The sequence below is a fragment of the Lysinibacillus sp. NPDC056185 genome (genome assembly GCF_047737915.1).
GTDB lineage: Bacteria > Bacillota > Bacilli > Bacillales_A > Planococcaceae > Lysinibacillus.
Genome location: NZ_JBLLLQ010000020.1, coordinates 33,776 through 50,401 on the forward strand (window position 1 = coordinate 33,776; position 16,626 = coordinate 50,401).

The window sequence follows — 16,626 nt, forward strand, 5'->3', positions numbered from 1 at the left end:
TTAAATTTCGATAATTATAGGTAAAATCATTGGTTTTCTTTTTGTTTGTGTAAATAGATATTGACCGACAGCTCTTTTGATTTCTCTTTTTAAGACATGGATTGGCTGCTTACTTTCTTCCTGAAGCTCATTTACCGTTTCTTTGACGAGAATATTTACTTTCGTTAAAAGCTCCTCAAAGTCTTTGGCATAAACAAAGCCCCGCGAAATTGTATCCGGTTCTGAAATAAAGGCACCATCTATTTTATTAAGTGTTATAACGATAACGAGCATACCGTCTTCTGATAGCTGTTTGCGATCTCGTAAAACAATTCCTTCGACTTCACCGATACCGATACCGTCGACATACGTATCACCTGAAGGAATTTTACGTGTTTGCCTAGCCATAGCATTTTCAATATCAACAACATCCCCGTTTTTCATAATAAACGTATGCCCTCTTTTGACACCAACGGACTCAGCTAACAAACGGTGCTGATGTAACATACGGAATTCACCATGAATCGGAATGAAAAATTTGGGCTTCATTAGCGTCAGCATTAGTTTTAAATCTTCCTGGTAGCCATGACCTGAAACGTGCATACCGGTATGACTGGCCGAGCCATAAATAACCTTCGCACCTAGCTGGAACAAATTATCAACGATCCGTGATACACCCTTTTCATTCCCTGGAATAGGGGATGAAGCTAAAATAACTGTGTCATCAGGTAAAATTTTGACTTCACGATGATTTCCATTTGCTAAGCGAGAGAGTGCAGCTAATGGCTCACCCTGACTACCCGTACATAATACAACAACCTCTTCGGGAGGAAGATATTTCACCTCACGTGCATCTATTAACATATCCTCTGGAATGTTTAAATAGCCTCGCTCAAGCGCAACATCTACAACATTCACCATACTCCGCCCAAGTAATGCAAGTTTTCTATTTGTAGTAATCGTTGCATCTACAATTTGCTGTATGCGATTAACATTAGAAGCGAAAGTAGAGATAACGATTTTACGCTCGGCATGTAAAAATGCATCTTCTATATGACTACCGACAAGCTTTTCTGAAGGAGTTAAACCAGGTCGTTCGGCATTCGTACTTTCAGAGATAAGTACTAATACGCCTTCTGATCCTATCTCAGACATTTTATGAATATCTGCAAACTGATTATTGACAGGCGTTAAATCAAATTTAAAATCTCCAGTGTGTACTACATTGCCTTCAGGTGTATTCATAACGATTCCTAAGCAATCAGGTATACTATGGTTTGTTCTAAAGAAACCAACATCAACTTGTCCGAAATTTAATGATGAATCAGAACGAATTTCAATTAACTCAGTCTCTCTTAAAAGCTTATGTTCTTTCAACTTTAGCTCGATTAAACCAAGAGTAAAGCGTGTTGCATAAATAGGGACATTTATTTTTTTTAACAGATAAGGGATACCGCCGATATGATCCTCATGTCCATGTGTTACAATTAATGCTTTGATTTTTTCTTTATTTTCCAGTAGGTACGTAATATCAGGAATTATTAAATCGATACCTAGTAGGCTTTCGTCTGGAAATTTAGCGCCACAGTCGATAATTAAAATATCATTCCCATACTGTACTACATACATATTTTTTCCAATCTCATTAATGCCACCTAAGGCGAAAATCGATAACATATTGTCTTTTGTGGACAAGCCTATTCCCTCCTAATTTTTCAGTATGTTCCTTTAATGAAAATTCAGCATTAGTAGTATAGCTTTAAGCGTTTCATCCTATACGAAAAGACAATTTTAGGTTAAGCATTAATATTAGATTTTCATGAAGAATAGAATAGAGGAACGTATAGAATAAAGGAGATGTGACTGGTTGTCGAATTACTTACAGCATGCGATGTTTGAACATAGGTTTTGGCTAAGAATACTGAAAGACCATTCTCAATTTATTCATGATTCCTTGTATCCATCGGAAACAGAGGATATTAAAAGAGCGAGCGCATTTATTCTTCAATTTTCTCAGCTTCTTGCCTATGTAAATTCGATAGAGGCCAATAATGCGGTTTCCTTCTCACTTACAGTCGATGAAGCTGTAGAACAACTAAAGCAATTTAAATTTTATTTGCTTAGAAAGCAATTAACGGGAAATATTAATACCCATCTACCACCTACCTTTTTTAATCATATGGTGAATGAATTAGAGGAGTATCAAAATGTACTTAGCTATTTGAAGAAGGGGGAAGTCCCGCCAATCTTTCATGAGCTACATCATCACTTACTCTGGCTGTTAGATGCATCAGGACATGCAGGTATCATTCATGACGATTTGGATGGTGTAGAAAGAAGATTGAGACAAAAAAGTACTACCTTCGCTCAACATTTTGAAGAGTTTTATTTAAAAGCAGTAGAGCTTACAGGATACTTGCGTTCAAATATAGACTCATTTCCCGCATTAACTCGTTTTAATCATGATGTGGATATAGAAATGGGATTATTCAAAACTTTTTTACGGGAGTTAGAGGAGATGGAGTTAAGTGCAGAAGTATTAGGTACATTTACAGCTCTAATGGCGGATCATATGCTAAGAGAGGAGCAATACTATTTATCGAAGCTTGCACAATCTAGAGGCGAAGGTTAATTTCACTAAAGAGGTCTCTTTAGCAAAGTGAGAGGTTGATTTCCGTTCCGACTGGGCGCTTTGTTGCTGACGCTTCGCTTTCGCACAGAGCAGAGCTTCCTGGGGGCGTCCGATGAGCCGCTTCGCTGCAGGCTCTCATCTGTGACGCTGATCCCCAAGGAGTCGCCCAGCCTTCACTCCAATCAACCACTTCACATAGCGTGTGTCTTCTGGCACGTCACCCTGGATGTTGGCATAAAAAGTGAAGGCAACCTGAGATTTTCAGGTTGCCTTTTTTATTCCGATAAATCAGCATAATGTTCCGATAAAATTGGAAAACATTCCGATAAATCCACATAATGTTCCGATAAAACTAAAAAACATTCCGATAAAATCTTAGGAATGTTTTTAGTCTGAATTATGATGATTGTAAGCGCCTAACTTAAAGAGTGGAGGCTACTCGGCTTCACTCACGTTGTTGAATTTTAAGGGTGAATAAAAACGCCAGTACCGATTGGGACAATGCTTGCAAGCTCTTCGACATCCTTATTATGCATACGAATACACCCCCGTGAAACGGCATGACCGATAGAGCTAGGATTATTAGTTCCATGAATACCATAATGCTCTTTCGATAAACTCATCCACATTGTCCCAAACGGACCACCGGGATTTGGAGCTTTATTAATGATTATAAAATTTCCAGTAGGTGTATCATGTAACATCCTACCAACCGCAATTGGATATTGCTTTTGAAGAATATTATCCTTATATAACCGTAGCCATCGATTTTCCGTAGAAATATCTATTCTATAAGGAATAGTATTTGGATTAGGAAATCCAGGTATAACAATTTGTTGTCCTAAATAAATTACATTCGGATCTAACCCAGGATTAGCAGCCATTATGGATGATAACGGTGTACGATAATTTCTAGCTATTTGAGCCAAAGTTTCTCCTGCTTTAACTGTATGAATCAAATTTATCACCTCCAATAGATTAAGGCTCATCTCCAAAAGTTGGGGATGATATTTGTTAAAACGAATGTCGTTTCGAAAGCGCCAAGTCGGAACGGAAATCAACCCACGCTATGGTGATGTGCCTAAAATAATTTCATTTATACAGGTTATGCCGTGGATATAGAAAATACCTTTAACTTCTTTCAGCAAACACCTGTACCTGTAGATACGCTTTCGTGCAAAAAACATCTGCAGGCCTAAACCATAAAGCCAATTCCAGACGTAATTATGCCGAAGCATAATTGATTTTTCATAAGGATAGCTATTGTAGTTAGTTGGATATGATAAGCAGTAACAAACTATATCCAGTAATCGAGGAGTTATTTATGAAAGAATTTAAAATTACTTATTTTTTTGATGAAATGCATTATGTACGGAGATTTATCCATATCGAATCACAGGAAAAAGCAGAGGCATTAGTTCGCAGCGAACGAGATCAATATATATCCTTTACAGATAGTAGAGGGATGTATCATGAGCTGCATACAAGAAATGTTCGGGTCATTCAAATATCTGAATATCATCGTATCGATAAAAGTGCGAAAACGAAAGGTACATGATTTGTCCAATATTGCACATGCTACAGGTAAAGGAGTGAGCAAAGATGGACATAGAAAACATACCACATGAGAAAAAAATATTTATGAATTTAGCAAGCAAGAACAAGCCAGACATGGTCGAATCAGATACAATAAGTCTTTTCGATTTACACGAAGATATGCAAACGGTTGATGCTATACCGATTAAGGAACTCAATAAAAAAGTAGAACGAGAAGGCGATGAATTGATCGAATTGCAGCCTGATGAATTATAGAAGGTAGGGATTTATATGACTGACCATAATGAAGCTCAGTTTACTTCTGCTGGAACAGATATTAATGAAGTAAAAAGAGAAAATGCAGAAGGTGGTTTATCATACAACGAAGTGAAAAAGCTACTAGCCCAGAGAGGTGGGCATGGTACGGAAATATATAGTGATACAGATGTCGAAGAAGTAAAGCAACAGATTCATGGGAAAAAGCAATAAGCTAATTGGGGAGGAGTATGAAATTAAGTACTCCTCTATTTTCTATTTAGATGAAAAAATCACTGATTAAAATACTGCTTTATTTTACAATGAAAAGTAAATGTAAGGAGGTGTGCGAATGGAGGAAAAACGTTGTCCGTTATGTGGACAAGAAAATCATTGTGGGGTAGTAAATGGGCAAAAGGATTGCTGGTGTATGACAAAGAGTTTCCCTAAAGAAATCCTTGAAGCAGTACCTAAAGAGCAATGTATTTGTCAAAAATGCTTGGATACATATAAAAAAGATTAAACGATTTCGGCATTAAAAATACTTCAATGCTGTTACGAAACAATAGAGATCAGTTGGTACAATTGTCTACCGCACAACAACCTATCGGACATATATTACTCTGAAAGGAGTGTGTCTAATGACTAAACCAGTTGTACTCAGTAATGTAACAAAGGTTTATTTAGAGGAAAACCAAAGGATCCTCGATAAAATGATGCAGGGCATGACCTATGTGACCATAACATGTAGTATTTCAGAAAATTTTATTAAGCAAATATTACCGCATCAAGTAGCTGCTATTAAATTGTCGGAAAACGTTTTGCGATACACCACGAATATACTTGTACAAAATCTCGCGTTAGAAATAATAGCAACAAGTACGGAAACTGTTGAATGCCTCGAAGCGATACAAAATAGATGCTGTATCGTACAAAATTCGGAATGTGAATTGTACGAATATATGTGTGCTTATAAAGAAATTACTGGGGCTATGTTCCAAGCAATGAGTTTACCGCCAGTTTCCAATAATATTAATATAAACTTTCTGCGAACAATGATTGTTCACCATCAGGCAGGCGTTCGACTAGCGCAAAACGTTTTAAGGTTCTGTATTTGCCAAGAATTAATACCAATCCTTCGAAATATGATTCAAACTATGTGCGATCGTATTTGCGAAATGGAAAAATTACTAGATGCTTTAAAGGATTGCGAGAATTGCTAGTTTGAACTTAACATTTATAAAGTGAAAAAACGCTAGAGTCGAAGTCGATTTTAGCGTTTTTTTGTGACTACGATGTGTATCAGCGAAACTCAACTCTTGATGAAAAATAATCAAACATTCTCAACAGAAGGAGCGCACATAAATGTTACTGTTCGTTTATTACTATCGTAAAGACACCATTCTCGATGATCAACAACCGATCCAACATTGATACCGTATTGCTTTTCTTGTAATGTGATTGGTTGGCCATAGCGAATACGAATAGGTAACTTTTTATTACGATGATAAAGACCTGATTCATGACTATGTCCGAAGAAAAGAAGCGATTTATTAAATGGCGGAAATGTAGGCTGCCACGTCACACTCCATTTAAATTGATGTCCATGCATAAGTGTTGCACCATCAATCTCCATTGTCTCAGGTAGTTCTGTAAAACGTTCAATACCAGTTACACGTGTAATACGCTCTTCCTGATTGCCACGAATAGAGGGGAATGTTAGTAAATTTTCAAAATCATTTTCGACTATCGCAGCTTTTTGTAGCGGTATACCCGACATTGTTTGAGCCTTTTTCTTACTTACAGTACATTCGTATAAATCACCTAATCCCAATACCTTTGCATCTTTCGCAGATTGCTGAATATGGGCTAGAACTGCCTTAGTATCTTCTATATTAGAATGTAAATCTCCTAAAAGTGCGTACAACATTTTAATCAGGCCTTTCATCAATTATGCCTCGGCATAATTCCGTGACATCCGCCGGAGGCTTTAACTTCTTTCAGCGGGTGTCCAAACATCTGTAGCTGACGCTTTGCTTTCGCTACCAAAACATTTGCCACTGACGCTTCGCTTTCGTGCAGATAAACATTGTACCTGTCGCTATGCTTTCGGTTCAAAAGACATTTGCTGAAAGAAGTTATTCATTATACAAATATCATACACCTAACAGAAATTGATAGAAAAGTAAAATGTATAAATATATTTAGTTACATATGGATTATATTTCGGTTCATCACCATAACGTCGAGTTGATTTCCGTTCCGACTGTGTGCTTGCCTAGAGGCGTCCTATGAGCCGCTTGGGCCAATAAATGTTGGTCGAAGTCGTTATCCTAAGACGTAATGTATATAGCCTTCGTTCCATTATTGCTAATCCCAAAGAATCAGCAGTCTCCCTCCAATCAATTTTCCCGCATGACAAATACTTTAATAAAATGTCATCTCTAACTTTCGGTAATAAGTCTTATATTTTTTATGTGTAGAAAAATTGCCAACGTTTTCATAGATTGATAAAATATAATTGGAATTTTCTGATTTTTCCAGAACGATTCTACAGGGTATGAGGGAAATGAATTTTAAAAAATTTGGGGGGCTTATGATGACGATGTTAATGACAGATATTCTACAAAACTATGCTATGCAGCAACCAAATGGGATTGCAACGGTTTACGATGGGACAAAGCTATCCTATAGTGAATTTTATAAAGGTGCAGAAACATTCGCAGCATACTTACAAGAGCAAGGCTTTGAAAAAGATGATGTAATTGCATTATATACGCTCAATTCAGATATATTTTTAATCGCTTATATCGGTGTTCAGTTAGCAGGCTATGTTGTCATGCCTATTAATACAAAACTAGCAGCTCCAGAGGTCGAATTTATTTTTAATCATTCAGAAGCTAAAGGGCTTATTTATGATGAAAGGTTAGAGGATATACTCGCAACTATTGCCTATCCATTTCAACATACTGTAGGGCTCAAAGAGATGAAAGACGTTATTAAAAACTATCCAGGTCAAAGAAAAGCTGTCAAATTGGAGCCTCATGATACTGGTGTTGTTATGTATACTTCTGGGACGACGGGTAAACCAAAAGGGGTAATGCTAACTCATCAAAATATTGTATCAACTGCGGATATATGGTCGTCCTCAATGGATATGACCAATGAGGATAGAATGTTTATTTGTACGCCTTTATTTCATTGTGCAGGCCTTCATGTATTTGCGATGCCGATGTTTTATAAAGGCGGTACGATGGTTATAGAAGAGGCTTTTTCTGCGACAAACACTTTAGAACAGTTTGTTGCTACAGATTCAACAATTTTCTTTGGTGTTCCGTCAATGTATACAATTATTTTAAATACACCTAACTTTAAGGAACATACATTTAAAAATTTACGTTTATTATGTTACGGAGCGGCACCGATGCCTTATGAGCTTGTTAAGCAAGTGAAGGAGGCTTTCCCTAATGTGAAAGTACAAAACCTGTATGGACAAACTGAAAATTCTCCTGCAACCACTTCTCTTTTAGATGCCGATGCATTGACAAAGATTGGATCAGTAGGAAAACCATTAGCTCAAACGGACGTCCGTGTTGTTGATAGCTTTGGTGAAACGGTGCCAGCGGGTGAGGTAGGAGAAATTTGTGTCAAAGGACCACAAGTCATGAAAGGTTATTTACGTAACCCTGAAGAAACAGCTAGAGCAATTAAAGATGGCTGGCTCTATTCAGGAGATTTAGGGCGTTTTGATGAAGAAGGTTATCTCTATATTGTTGATCGTAAAAAAGATATGATCATTCGAGGTGGCGAAAATATTTATCCTATCGAGATCGAAGAGGTTTTATATCAACTGCCAGAAATTTTAGAGGCTGCCGTTGTAGGTTTACCACATGAGGTATATGGCGAAGTCCCGAAAGCATTTGTCGTATTGAAGGAAGGGAAGTCTTCCGATGAAGAGGCGATAATGGCTTATTGTCGGACTCAGCTTGCAAAGTATAAAGTGCCACATGAAATTGAATTTTTAACTGAATTGCCACGTAATGCTTCTGGTAAAGTTTTAAAGCATGTATTACGACCAAGAGTAAGCACGCATAACGTGTAAAACGGTTTGATGAAACTCGAAAATAGCAAACATAGTAATACCTTATCGGGCGTACACTGAATTTAGAGATGCTATTGTGTAGAGGATTTATATTAGGCCTCTGCGCAATTGCGTTCGAGGCTTTTACTTCTGGATGTTTGGACAACCGCTGAAAGAAGTTAAAATAGGAACGTCTATGAAATTAGCGTATAATAGAGTCTGCGACAAATTGAAATAATATAATAGAATTGAAGTTATTGTCTTCAAACAAGATAGGAGCGGAATTTGTCTTGTGGACGAGGTATAAACGCCTTTTACTAATAGGTATTATGATAATCATGCTACTTTCAAGTTGCAATCCGTTTTCGCAGCATGAAACGCAAAACAAAGGATTAACTGTGTTAACGGTAGAGTTTAATAGTGGTGCACCCATACCTAACCTTTATATAACTGCTACAGATGTAGAGTCAGGTGAGGTAGTAGAGGATGCGGTTGGCTCTGAAGAGGGTGAAGCGATATTTTCGAAGCTTATAGCGGGACGGAAATATGCTATGGCAGCAACTACGCTTGAAAATAGTACAACAAACGATGGTTATACGACAATCGAAAATTTTACATATGATGCGACAAAGCCGTATTATCGATTGGAAACACATTTTTCAAGGGACGAGCAAGAGCTGGATGTACCAGTTGTTATGCAAAAACCTGAACTACCACATGGCTGTGAAATAACATCATTAACGGCTGTATTAAATTATTATGGGCTAGACGTTACGAAGCTGGAAATGGCTGATAATTATTTACCGAAGCAAACAATAAGTATTGTAGACGGACAACGATTTGGTCCAAATCCAGCACAGGCTTTTGCAGGAAATCCTCGTGATAAAGCACACGGTATGTATGTCTTTGCAGCTCCAATTGTCAAAGCAGCAGAGGCAGTAATAGCAGATAAACAGGCAAACTTACAGGTGACAAATAAGAGTGGTGCCACGCAGGACGAAATTTTACAGCTTGTTCGAGAGGGAGTCCCTGTTGTGACATGGGTTACATTAGATTTATCAGAGCCAAAAAGAGATCTAGATAAGGGCTGGATCTATGAAGGTGAAAAAGTGCCGCATGAAGCGTATATGAACTTACATGCTGTTGTTTTAACCGGGCATTTAGGAGATAAAGTAGTTGTTATGGACCCGTTAAAAGGCTTTGTCACTTATAATGTGGATCAGTTTTTTAAAAGCTATAGAGAGTTAGGTGAACAAGCTGTAGCCGTTCATAAATGATTCGAAAGAAGAGTTATAAGTCGTACAAGGAAAGTATGTTACACTTGTAAAAAAAGGCTTGTCACTGGGGATGACCCCCACGTTATGTGAGAGCCTAATAAAAGCAAAAGTGAGTTGAGTAGAATGGCTATTGAGCACGCTTTTTTACCGATTTTATTAGGAGATGAAATGAATGCTTACGGCATGGCAAGAGCATTTTACGAGTCCTATGGCGTTAAACCACTTGCATTAAATCATACGAATATGGAGAAAATACAGCAGAGTGATTTATTAATATTTCGTGAAGTTCCAAGACTCCATATTGAAGATCGTTTTGTCGTGGCGTTAAAGGCAATTGCAGAGGAATTTGCAGGAAAAAAATTGCTGTTGTTAGCCTGCGATGAATTTTACGTAAAAAAAATTGTGCAACATAAAGAGGAGCTAGCAGAGTATTTTGTAATTCCTTATGTGGATGCAAACCTTGCTAATGAGCTATTAACGCGTGAGAGCATGTATGAACTTTGTGCGAAGTTCGGCTTTCACTATCCGGCAATGCATGTTTGCACCGTCAATGATTACGAGGAATTTGACATTCCTTTTGAATACCCCGTTGTCATTAAACCTTTGAATATGACAAAGTATGCTACATGTATTTTTCGAGGCAAGAAAAAAGTGTATATTGCAAAAGATAACGACGAAAAGGATGCTATTTTCCACGCCATTTATAAGGAATCGGCATACCGAGATGACTTAATGGTACAGCAATATATTCCTGGCGAAGATGCTCATATGTGTGTCGTAAATGCTTATGTTGGGAAAGATAATAAGGTAAAACTGCTATCTGTAGGTAACCCAATTTTAGAAGAGCATTCTCCAGAGGGGATTGGTCGCTATGTAGCCATCATGACAGCATACGATAAAGACTTAATGGACCGCGTGAAATTGTTTTTAGAAGAAATTCGATTCCAAGGCTTTGCCACGTTTGATATGAAGTATGATGAACGTGACGGTCAATATAAGTTATTAAGTATTGAATTACATAATGAACTTTCAAATTATTATGTGACTGCAAGTGGCTATAATTTAATGCAATATGTTGCAGATGATTTTATCCGAGGAAGCAAGCAACAGCTAACATATGTTCAGAACAAGCATCTTTGGACAATTGTCCCTAATGGTGTCCTTTTTAAATATGTTCAAAATGAACAGCTTGTGATAGAAGCGAAAAGCCTTATTCGCCAAGGAATGGCTACGGATTCCATCTTTAATTATAAAGATATGAATGCGAAGCGTTGGTTGAATATAACGCTTGATAATTTAAACTTTTATCGCCAATATAAGAAATATTTTAACAACAAAGGTCTGTCAAACTAATGAAAAAACAAACTTTAGGTATAATTGGTGGCGTTGGTCCACTTGCAACGATGTTTATCGGTGAAATGATTGTAAGACGTACGAAGGCAGCGAAGGATCAGGAACATTTACATACAATCATTGATAATGATACGAATATCCCTGATCGTACTGCCTTTATTTTAGATAGTACAAAAGAAAACCCTGTACCAGTGATAGTCGCAGATGCAAAAAAGCTTGCTTCTGTTGGGGCAGATGTGATTGCTATTCCATGTAATACGGCACATACCTTTTATGATGAGATTGTTGAAGGTTCTCCGGTTCCGGTATTACATATGATAAGGGAAACGGCAAAGCGCGCCTCTGATTTAGGGGCAGAGCGTGTAGGTATTTTAGCGACAACGGGTACATTAACCTCACGTATGTATCAAGATGCGTTAGAGGAATTTGGTATCATACCAGTAGTTCCAGACGATGTGATGAAAGAAAAAGTCATGTCTATTATTTATGATTATGTAAAGGCTGGAAAAGATGTCTCTCAGGAGGATTGGCAGCCGATAGAAGAAGCAATGCTTGCACTTAATTGTGATCGTATCGTATTAGGATGTACTGAATTATCAATCGTCAATCGAGATTTAAAATTAAGTGACAAATATATCGACTCATTAATCGTGTTAGCAGAACGTGCTATATTAGCATGTGGCTATGAAATTGTAGATTAACAATCGTATGAACCAAATAAAATCTGCACGCTTTTCACAGGTAAGTTGTAAACCTTCAAAGAATCTCAAGTATCTAAAAGGGCTTGAAGGCTGACAAATCCCGTGATGAGTCGTGCAGATTTTTTTATCTGTATACTCAAAATTCATTTGGGGAGATTAAGAAAGCCCCGTTTTTGAAACGATTATACAAAGGTTTACGTACATATGAAGTAGGAAAATGATTAGTGTGTTAAACTAGTGTCAAGTAGATAGAAGGTGGGAAATTACATGTCAGTAATAAATGTATTAAATGAAGATTTACAAGCAAAATGGAAATTTGAAGAGCCGATGAAAATTCAAGAAGAAATGATTCCAGCAATGCTTGAGGGCAAAGATATTGTAGCCGAATCACCGACAGGGTCGGGGAAGACTTTAGCGTATGTACTTCCTTTACTAAATAAAGTAAACGGTTCAAAAAAACAAACACAAGGACTTATTGTAGCCCCGTCACAGGAACTAGCAATGCAAATTGTAGAGGTTATCCGTGAATGGACAGCAGGTTCTGATATTACGGTTCAACAACTAATTGGTGGGGCAAACTCTGCACGTCAAATCGAAAAGTTAAAGAAAAAACCGACAATAGTTGTAGGAACACCTGGCCGATTAAATGAATTAGCACGTGCTGGGAAATTAAAGCTAAAAGAAATTGAAACAGTTATTTTAGATGAGTGCGATCAGTTACTAAGTCGTGAATATCGTGTTGTCGTAAAATCCTTTATCGAAAGTGCAGCATTTGGGCGACAAGTAGTTGTTGTTTCAGCAACAATTACGGAGGAAATTGAATTAGTGGCTAGTCGCATGATGTTCGAGCCGATACGTTTCAAAATTAAACCAGAGGATATGTTAAAGGTTGGTAAAGTTGTACACTCTTTCGTGAAAGTGGAGGAGCGTGATAAAACTGATTTCTTACGCCGACTATCACATATAGAAGGATTACGTGGGTTGGCTTTCGTCAACAATATCGATCAATTGCTAATGAAGGAAACGAAATTACAATATCGTACGGCACCGATTGTGACATTACATTCTGACATGAAGAAGGAAGAACGTAAAAAGGCGTTAGATGCTTTTCGTAAAGGTGATGCGCGTATTTTAATTGCTACAGATATTGCAGCACGTGGTTTAGATATTGAAGGTTTAACACATGTTATTCATGTCGATGTACCAAGAACAATTGAGCAGTATCTGCATCGTTCTGGTCGTACAGGCCGTGCTGGAGCAGATGGTGAAGTATTAACGTTATTATCTTATCGTGATGAAAAAACGTATAAAAAATGGACAAGAGAAATTTCTGCGAAACCTGTACAGAAAGTATGGCATGAAGGCAAGTTAGTGGAGGGTAATTCAAAAACAATTGGACAAAAGCGAGGTAAATAATATGACGTTTGAAGAAAAATTACAAGCATATGCAGAACTTGCGGTAAAAGTCGGTGTTAATATTCAACCTGGGCAATACTTATTAGTTAATACTTCAGTGGAAGCATTAGATTTCGCCCGTTTAGTTGTGAAAGAGGCTTATAAAGCTGGTGCAGGACGTGTTCATGTTAATTTTTCAGATGATGAAATGGATCGTGCTTACTTTGAGCATGCTTCAGATGAAGAATTTAATCGTTTCCCAGAATGGGTAGTTAAAATGCGTGATGAAGTGATCGATCGTAAAGGAGCACTATTATGGATTGATGCTGCAGACCCTGATAAATTAGCAGGTATTTCAGCAGATCGCCTAGCTACTCATCAAAAGGTATCTGGAGCTGCTCTGAAAAACTATCGTAACGCCGTAATGAAGGATTTAATAGCTTGGTCGATCGTTGCTGTCCCTTCTCCAAAGTGGGCATCGAAAGTATTCCCGAACTTAGCGGCTGAGGAACAAGTACCAGCATTGTGGGAAGCTATTTTTAAAACTGTTCGTATCGGTGAAGGCAATGCTGTTGAAAACTGGCGTGAACACGTAGTAAATTTAGAATCTCGTGCGGACCTGCTAAACAATAAAAAATATGCAAAGCTGCACTATACAGCACCAGGTACTGATTTAACAATTGCCTTAGCACCACAGCATAAATGGCTTACTGGAGGTAGTAAAACGCCAGATGATACTATCTTTATTGCTAATATGCCGACTGAAGAAGTTTATACGTTACCGATGAAACAAGGTGTAAATGGCTATGTAAGCAATACAAAACCATTAGTTTATCAAGGAAATATTATCGATGGCTTTAAACTGACATTCGAAGAAGGAAAAATTGTTAAGGCTGAAGCACAGGTAGGCCATGATTTATTACAGGAGCTTATTAATGTAGATGAAGGCTCTTGCTATTTAGGTGAGGTAGCACTTGTACCGCATGAATCACCAATCTCAGCATCGGAGATTTTATATTTTAATACATTGTTTGACGAAAATGCATCGAACCATTTAGCGATTGGCGAAGCTTATCCAACTTGCTTAGAAGGTGGAAGAGATTTAGAAAACGGACAGCTTGAAGCGTTAGGTGCAAATATTTCAGTGACACATGAGGACTTTATGATTGGTAGCGGTGAGATGGACATTGACGGTATTTTACCAGATGGAACGGTAGAGCCAATTTTCCGCAAAGGTAGCTGGGCATTTTAAGCTCTTGATAAAACATCTTTCAGCAAATGTCTTTTGTACCGAAAGCGTAGCGACAGGTACAGGTGTCCAAACACCCGCTGAAAGATGTTAAAGCCTCCGGCAGATGTCACGGAATCGGAAAGGAGTTGGGCAGATGAAACGATTACTAAGCTTAATTGGTACAGCTATATTCATGATGGTATTTTGTGCTTCATCTGCTTTTGCTCATACTGAAAACTACCTATCAATTGGAGATTCCTTGGCGGCTGGTCAAACACCTTATCAACAGATTGATACAGGCTATAGTGATTTAATTGCTATGAGATTAAGAATGACTGGGCAATTAAGTTTCTATACAAAGGAGCTCGCTTTCCCAGGCTATACAACAGCTGATGTCTTGAAACGAGTACAATCAGAGGAAGCGAGTGACTTACTAGCTAATGCAAAACTTATTACTATTTCGGCAGGTGCCAACGATTTACTGCGTCTAGTGCAGGTCAATCCAACTGCAGGTACATTAGCCTTTACGCAGCTGCAAACAGATTATGCATTAAACATTGCCAGAAAAAATATGGCGGAGATTTTGGATGAGTTGAAAGTGCGAGCACCTAAAGCTAAGTTCTATGTAATGGGCTATTATTTTGCCTATCCAAATGTTCACTCTACGCAAAAAGAAGGCACAAATGCACAGCTTGTAAAGTTAAATACGATTTTACAGCAACAGGCAGAGCAAGCCGGAGCAATTTATGTAAACGTCTATGATGCTTTTGGGTTAAACGCAACAAACTTTTTACCCAATATTTCTGACGTACATCCAAATTTTGAAGGCTATCGCCAAATGGCAAATGCATTTTTACATAAATATAGTGGAAGTAAAGCTTTAGCCATTTCTTCAAACGAACTGCCAAAGCCTAACCCTATTTCATTTGAGCAGATTTTAGAACAACTAGCGAAGGCAGAGCAGAAACAAGAAGAAAAAGAAACGCCAAGCCCTACTGCGCGTGCCATTCAAGGTTTTACAGGATACGTTGCTTTTATGGAGAAGGTAAGAGCAAAACGTTTTAATCATAACTATTTGTAACAGGGCATCGACAAAGATGCTCTTTTTTATGTTGAATATCTATCAAAATATAAGCGACGGATGAAATCAGCGGGTCGAAGGGTAGAATCCTCTGAGCGACGGATGAAATCGGGGCGATGGAAAGAATCGTCAGAGCGACGGATAAAACCGGGGTGACGGAAAGAACCCCTGAAGCGACGGAAAAAATCTTTGAAGCGACGGATAAAACAGTGGAAGCGACGGAAAGAATCGTCAGAGCGACGGATAAAACCAGGGCGACGGAAAGAACCCTCGGAGCGACGGAAAAAATCTTTGAAGCGACGGATAAAACAGTGGAAGCGACGGAAAGAATCGTCAGAGCGACGGATAAAACCAGGGCGATGGAAAGAACCCTCGAAGCGACGGAAAGAATTGCCGAAGCGACGGATAAAACAGTGGAAGCGACGGAAAGAATCGTCAGAGCGACGGATAAAACCAGGGCGCCGGAAAGAACCCTCGGAGCGACGGAAAAAATCTGTGAAGCGACGGATAAAACAGTGGAAGCGACGGAAAGAATCGTCAGAGTGACGGATAAAACTGGGGCGACGGAAAGAACCCTCGAAGCGACGGAAAGAATTGCCGAAGCGACGGATAAAACAGTGGAAGCGACGGAAAGAATCGTCAGAGCGACGGATAAAACCGGGGCGACAGAAAAGACCCCCTAGAGCGACGGAAAAAATCTTTGAAGCGACGGATAAAACAGTGGAAGCGACGGAAAGAATCGTCAGAGCGACGGATAAAACCGGGGCGACAGAAAAGACCCCCTAGAGCGACGGAAAAAATCTTTGAAGCGACGGATAAAACAGTGGAAGCGACGGAAAGAATCGTCAGAGCGACGGATAAAACCGGGGCGACGGAAAGAACCCCTGGAGCGACGGAAAAAATCTTTGAAGCGATGGATAAAACAGTGGAAGCGACGGAAAGAATCGTCAGAGCGACGGATAAAACCAGGGCGACGGAAAGAACCCTCGAAGCGACGGAAAGAATTGCCGAAGCGACGGATAAAACAGTGGAAGCGACGGAAAGAATCGTCAGAGCGACGGATAAAACCGGGGCGACGGAAAGAACCCCTGGAGCGACGGAAAAA

At 38.7% G+C, this 16,626-nt stretch carries 18 protein-coding genes; 14 read left to right on the forward strand and 4 right to left on the reverse strand.

Annotated features, from left to right (window positions below; genetic code table 11):
* Complete coding sequence (locus ACMZ42_RS18035; protein ID WP_415732276.1) at window positions 1-1,674, reverse strand: ribonuclease J; 1,674 nt, start codon at window positions 1,672-1,674, stop codon at window positions 1-3.
* Between the two features lie 172 nt (window positions 1,675-1,846).
* On the opposite strand from ACMZ42_RS18035, the gene ACMZ42_RS18040 reads away from it, so the two are divergent.
* Window positions 1,847-2,611, forward strand: coding sequence for a DUF2935 domain-containing protein (locus ACMZ42_RS18040; protein WP_370079256.1), 765 nt, complete (start codon window positions 1,847-1,849; stop codon window positions 2,609-2,611).
* Between the two features lie 464 nt (window positions 2,612-3,075).
* On the opposite strand, the gene ACMZ42_RS18045 is transcribed toward ACMZ42_RS18040, so the two are convergent.
* Window positions 3,076-3,570, reverse strand: coding sequence for a L,D-transpeptidase family protein (locus tag ACMZ42_RS18045; RefSeq protein WP_370079258.1), 495 nt, complete (start codon window positions 3,568-3,570; stop codon window positions 3,076-3,078).
* A 365-nt stretch (window positions 3,571-3,935) separates the two neighbouring features.
* Between ACMZ42_RS18045 and ACMZ42_RS18050 the strand changes: the two genes are divergently transcribed.
* From ACMZ42_RS18050 to ACMZ42_RS18070, 5 genes are all read left to right on the forward strand, one after another.
* Entirely contained in the window at window positions 3,936-4,169 is a 234-nt protein-coding gene (locus ACMZ42_RS18050) for a hypothetical protein (RefSeq protein WP_370079260.1), read from the forward strand.
* Between the two features lie 44 nt (window positions 4,170-4,213).
* Complete coding sequence (locus tag ACMZ42_RS18055) at window positions 4,214-4,423, forward strand: hypothetical protein (RefSeq protein ID WP_370079262.1); 210 nt, start codon at window positions 4,214-4,216, stop codon at window positions 4,421-4,423.
* A 15-nt stretch (window positions 4,424-4,438) separates the two neighbouring features.
* Window positions 4,439-4,636: a gamma-type small acid-soluble spore protein gene (locus ACMZ42_RS18060; RefSeq protein ID WP_370079264.1), complete on the forward strand. Its 198-nt coding sequence runs from the start codon at window positions 4,439-4,441 to the stop codon at window positions 4,634-4,636.
* 118 nt (window positions 4,637-4,754) lie between these two features.
* Window positions 4,755-4,925, forward strand: coding sequence for a cysteine-rich CWC family protein (locus tag ACMZ42_RS18065; protein ID WP_415732277.1), 171 nt, complete (start codon window positions 4,755-4,757; stop codon window positions 4,923-4,925).
* A gap of 118 nt (window positions 4,926-5,043) precedes the next feature.
* Window positions 5,044-5,625 carry a DUF305 domain-containing protein gene (locus ACMZ42_RS18070; RefSeq protein WP_370079268.1) on the forward strand — a complete coding sequence of 194 codons (582 nt, stop codon included), beginning with the start codon at window positions 5,044-5,046 and terminating at the stop codon, window positions 5,623-5,625.
* A gap of 110 nt (window positions 5,626-5,735) precedes the next feature.
* Here ACMZ42_RS18070 and ACMZ42_RS18075 read toward each other — a convergent pair whose 3' ends face one another.
* Complete coding sequence (locus ACMZ42_RS18075) at window positions 5,736-6,332, reverse strand: metallophosphoesterase family protein (RefSeq protein WP_415732307.1); 597 nt, start codon at window positions 6,330-6,332, stop codon at window positions 5,736-5,738.
* A 669-nt stretch (window positions 6,333-7,001) separates the two neighbouring features.
* Between ACMZ42_RS18075 and ACMZ42_RS18080 the strand changes: the two genes are divergently transcribed.
* The 8 genes from ACMZ42_RS18080 to ACMZ42_RS18115 all read left to right on the forward strand — a co-directional run bounded on the left by ACMZ42_RS18080 (window position 7,002) and on the right by ACMZ42_RS18115 (window position 16,204).
* The gene (locus tag ACMZ42_RS18080) at window positions 7,002-8,504 is read left to right on the forward strand and encodes a class I adenylate-forming enzyme family protein (protein WP_415732278.1); all 1,503 of its coding nucleotides are present in this window, start codon (window positions 7,002-7,004) and stop codon (window positions 8,502-8,504) included.
* Between the two features lie 269 nt (window positions 8,505-8,773).
* On the forward strand, window positions 8,774-9,760 hold the full coding sequence (locus ACMZ42_RS18085) for a C39 family peptidase (RefSeq protein ID WP_415732279.1): 987 nt from the start codon (window positions 8,774-8,776) through the stop codon (window positions 9,758-9,760).
* Between the two features lie 123 nt (window positions 9,761-9,883).
* Entirely contained in the window at window positions 9,884-11,113 is a 1,230-nt protein-coding gene (locus tag ACMZ42_RS18090; RefSeq protein WP_415732280.1) for an ATP-grasp domain-containing protein, read from the forward strand.
* Window positions 11,113-11,814: an aspartate/glutamate racemase family protein gene (locus ACMZ42_RS18095; protein WP_370079276.1), complete on the forward strand. Its 702-nt coding sequence runs from the start codon at window positions 11,113-11,115 to the stop codon at window positions 11,812-11,814. Before ACMZ42_RS18090 ends, ACMZ42_RS18095 begins: the two co-directional genes overlap by 1 nt.
* Window positions 11,815-12,081: 267 nt before the next feature.
* Window positions 12,082-13,230 carry a DEAD/DEAH box helicase gene (locus ACMZ42_RS18100; RefSeq protein ID WP_370079278.1) on the forward strand — a complete coding sequence of 383 codons (1,149 nt, stop codon included), beginning with the start codon at window positions 12,082-12,084 and terminating at the stop codon, window positions 13,228-13,230.
* A gap of 1 nt (window position 13,231) precedes the next feature.
* Window positions 13,232-14,461, forward strand: coding sequence for an aminopeptidase (locus ACMZ42_RS18105; RefSeq protein WP_370079280.1), 1,230 nt, complete (start codon window positions 13,232-13,234; stop codon window positions 14,459-14,461).
* 133 nt (window positions 14,462-14,594) lie between these two features.
* A complete protein-coding gene (locus tag ACMZ42_RS18110; RefSeq protein ID WP_415732281.1) occupies window positions 14,595-15,521 on the forward strand; it encodes an SGNH/GDSL hydrolase family protein in 927 nt (308 codons plus the stop codon).
* Between the two features lie 116 nt (window positions 15,522-15,637).
* The gene (locus ACMZ42_RS18115) at window positions 15,638-16,204 is read left to right on the forward strand and encodes a hypothetical protein (RefSeq protein WP_415732282.1); all 567 of its coding nucleotides are present in this window, start codon (window positions 15,638-15,640) and stop codon (window positions 16,202-16,204) included.
* On the opposite strand, the gene ACMZ42_RS18120 is transcribed toward ACMZ42_RS18115, so the two are convergent.
* Window positions 16,161-16,626 (reverse strand): hypothetical protein (locus ACMZ42_RS18120; RefSeq protein ID WP_415732283.1); only part of this gene is annotated, 466 nt, incomplete at its 5' end. The genes ACMZ42_RS18115 and ACMZ42_RS18120 overlap by 44 nt on opposite strands.

Bases quoted from the DNA above. Each gene is read 5' to 3' on its own strand.
- ACMZ42_RS18060 (WP_370079264.1), top strand. From the start codon at position 4,439: ATGACTGACCATAATGAAGCTCAGTTTACTTCTGCTGGAACAGATATT.
- ACMZ42_RS18065 (WP_415732277.1), top strand. From the start codon at position 4,755: ATGGAGGAAAAACGTTGTCCGTTATGTGGACAAGAAAATCATTGTGGG.
- ACMZ42_RS18070 (WP_370079268.1), top strand. From the start codon at position 5,044: ATGACTAAACCAGTTGTACTCAGTAATGTAACAAAGGTTTATTTAGAG.
- ACMZ42_RS18100 (WP_370079278.1), top strand. From the start codon at position 12,082: ATGTCAGTAATAAATGTATTAAATGAAGATTTACAAGCAAAATGGAAA.
- ACMZ42_RS18055 (WP_370079262.1), top strand. From the start codon at position 4,214: ATGGACATAGAAAACATACCACATGAGAAAAAAATATTTATGAATTTA.
- ACMZ42_RS18090 (WP_415732280.1), top strand. From the start codon at position 9,884: ATGGCTATTGAGCACGCTTTTTTACCGATTTTATTAGGAGATGAAATG.
- ACMZ42_RS18105 (WP_370079280.1), top strand. From the start codon at position 13,232: ATGACGTTTGAAGAAAAATTACAAGCATATGCAGAACTTGCGGTAAAA.
- ACMZ42_RS18095 (WP_370079276.1), top strand. From the start codon at position 11,113: ATGAAAAAACAAACTTTAGGTATAATTGGTGGCGTTGGTCCACTTGCA.
- ACMZ42_RS18115 (WP_415732282.1), top strand. From the start codon at position 15,638: ATGGAAAGAATCGTCAGAGCGACGGATAAAACCGGGGTGACGGAAAGA.
- ACMZ42_RS18080 (WP_415732278.1), top strand. From the start codon at position 7,002: ATGACGATGTTAATGACAGATATTCTACAAAACTATGCTATGCAGCAA.
- ACMZ42_RS18075 (WP_415732307.1), bottom strand. From the start codon at position 6,332: ATGTTGTACGCACTTTTAGGAGATTTACATTCTAATATAGAAGATACT.
- ACMZ42_RS18050 (WP_370079260.1), top strand. From the start codon at position 3,936: ATGAAAGAATTTAAAATTACTTATTTTTTTGATGAAATGCATTATGTA.
- ACMZ42_RS18110 (WP_415732281.1), top strand. From the start codon at position 14,595: ATGAAACGATTACTAAGCTTAATTGGTACAGCTATATTCATGATGGTA.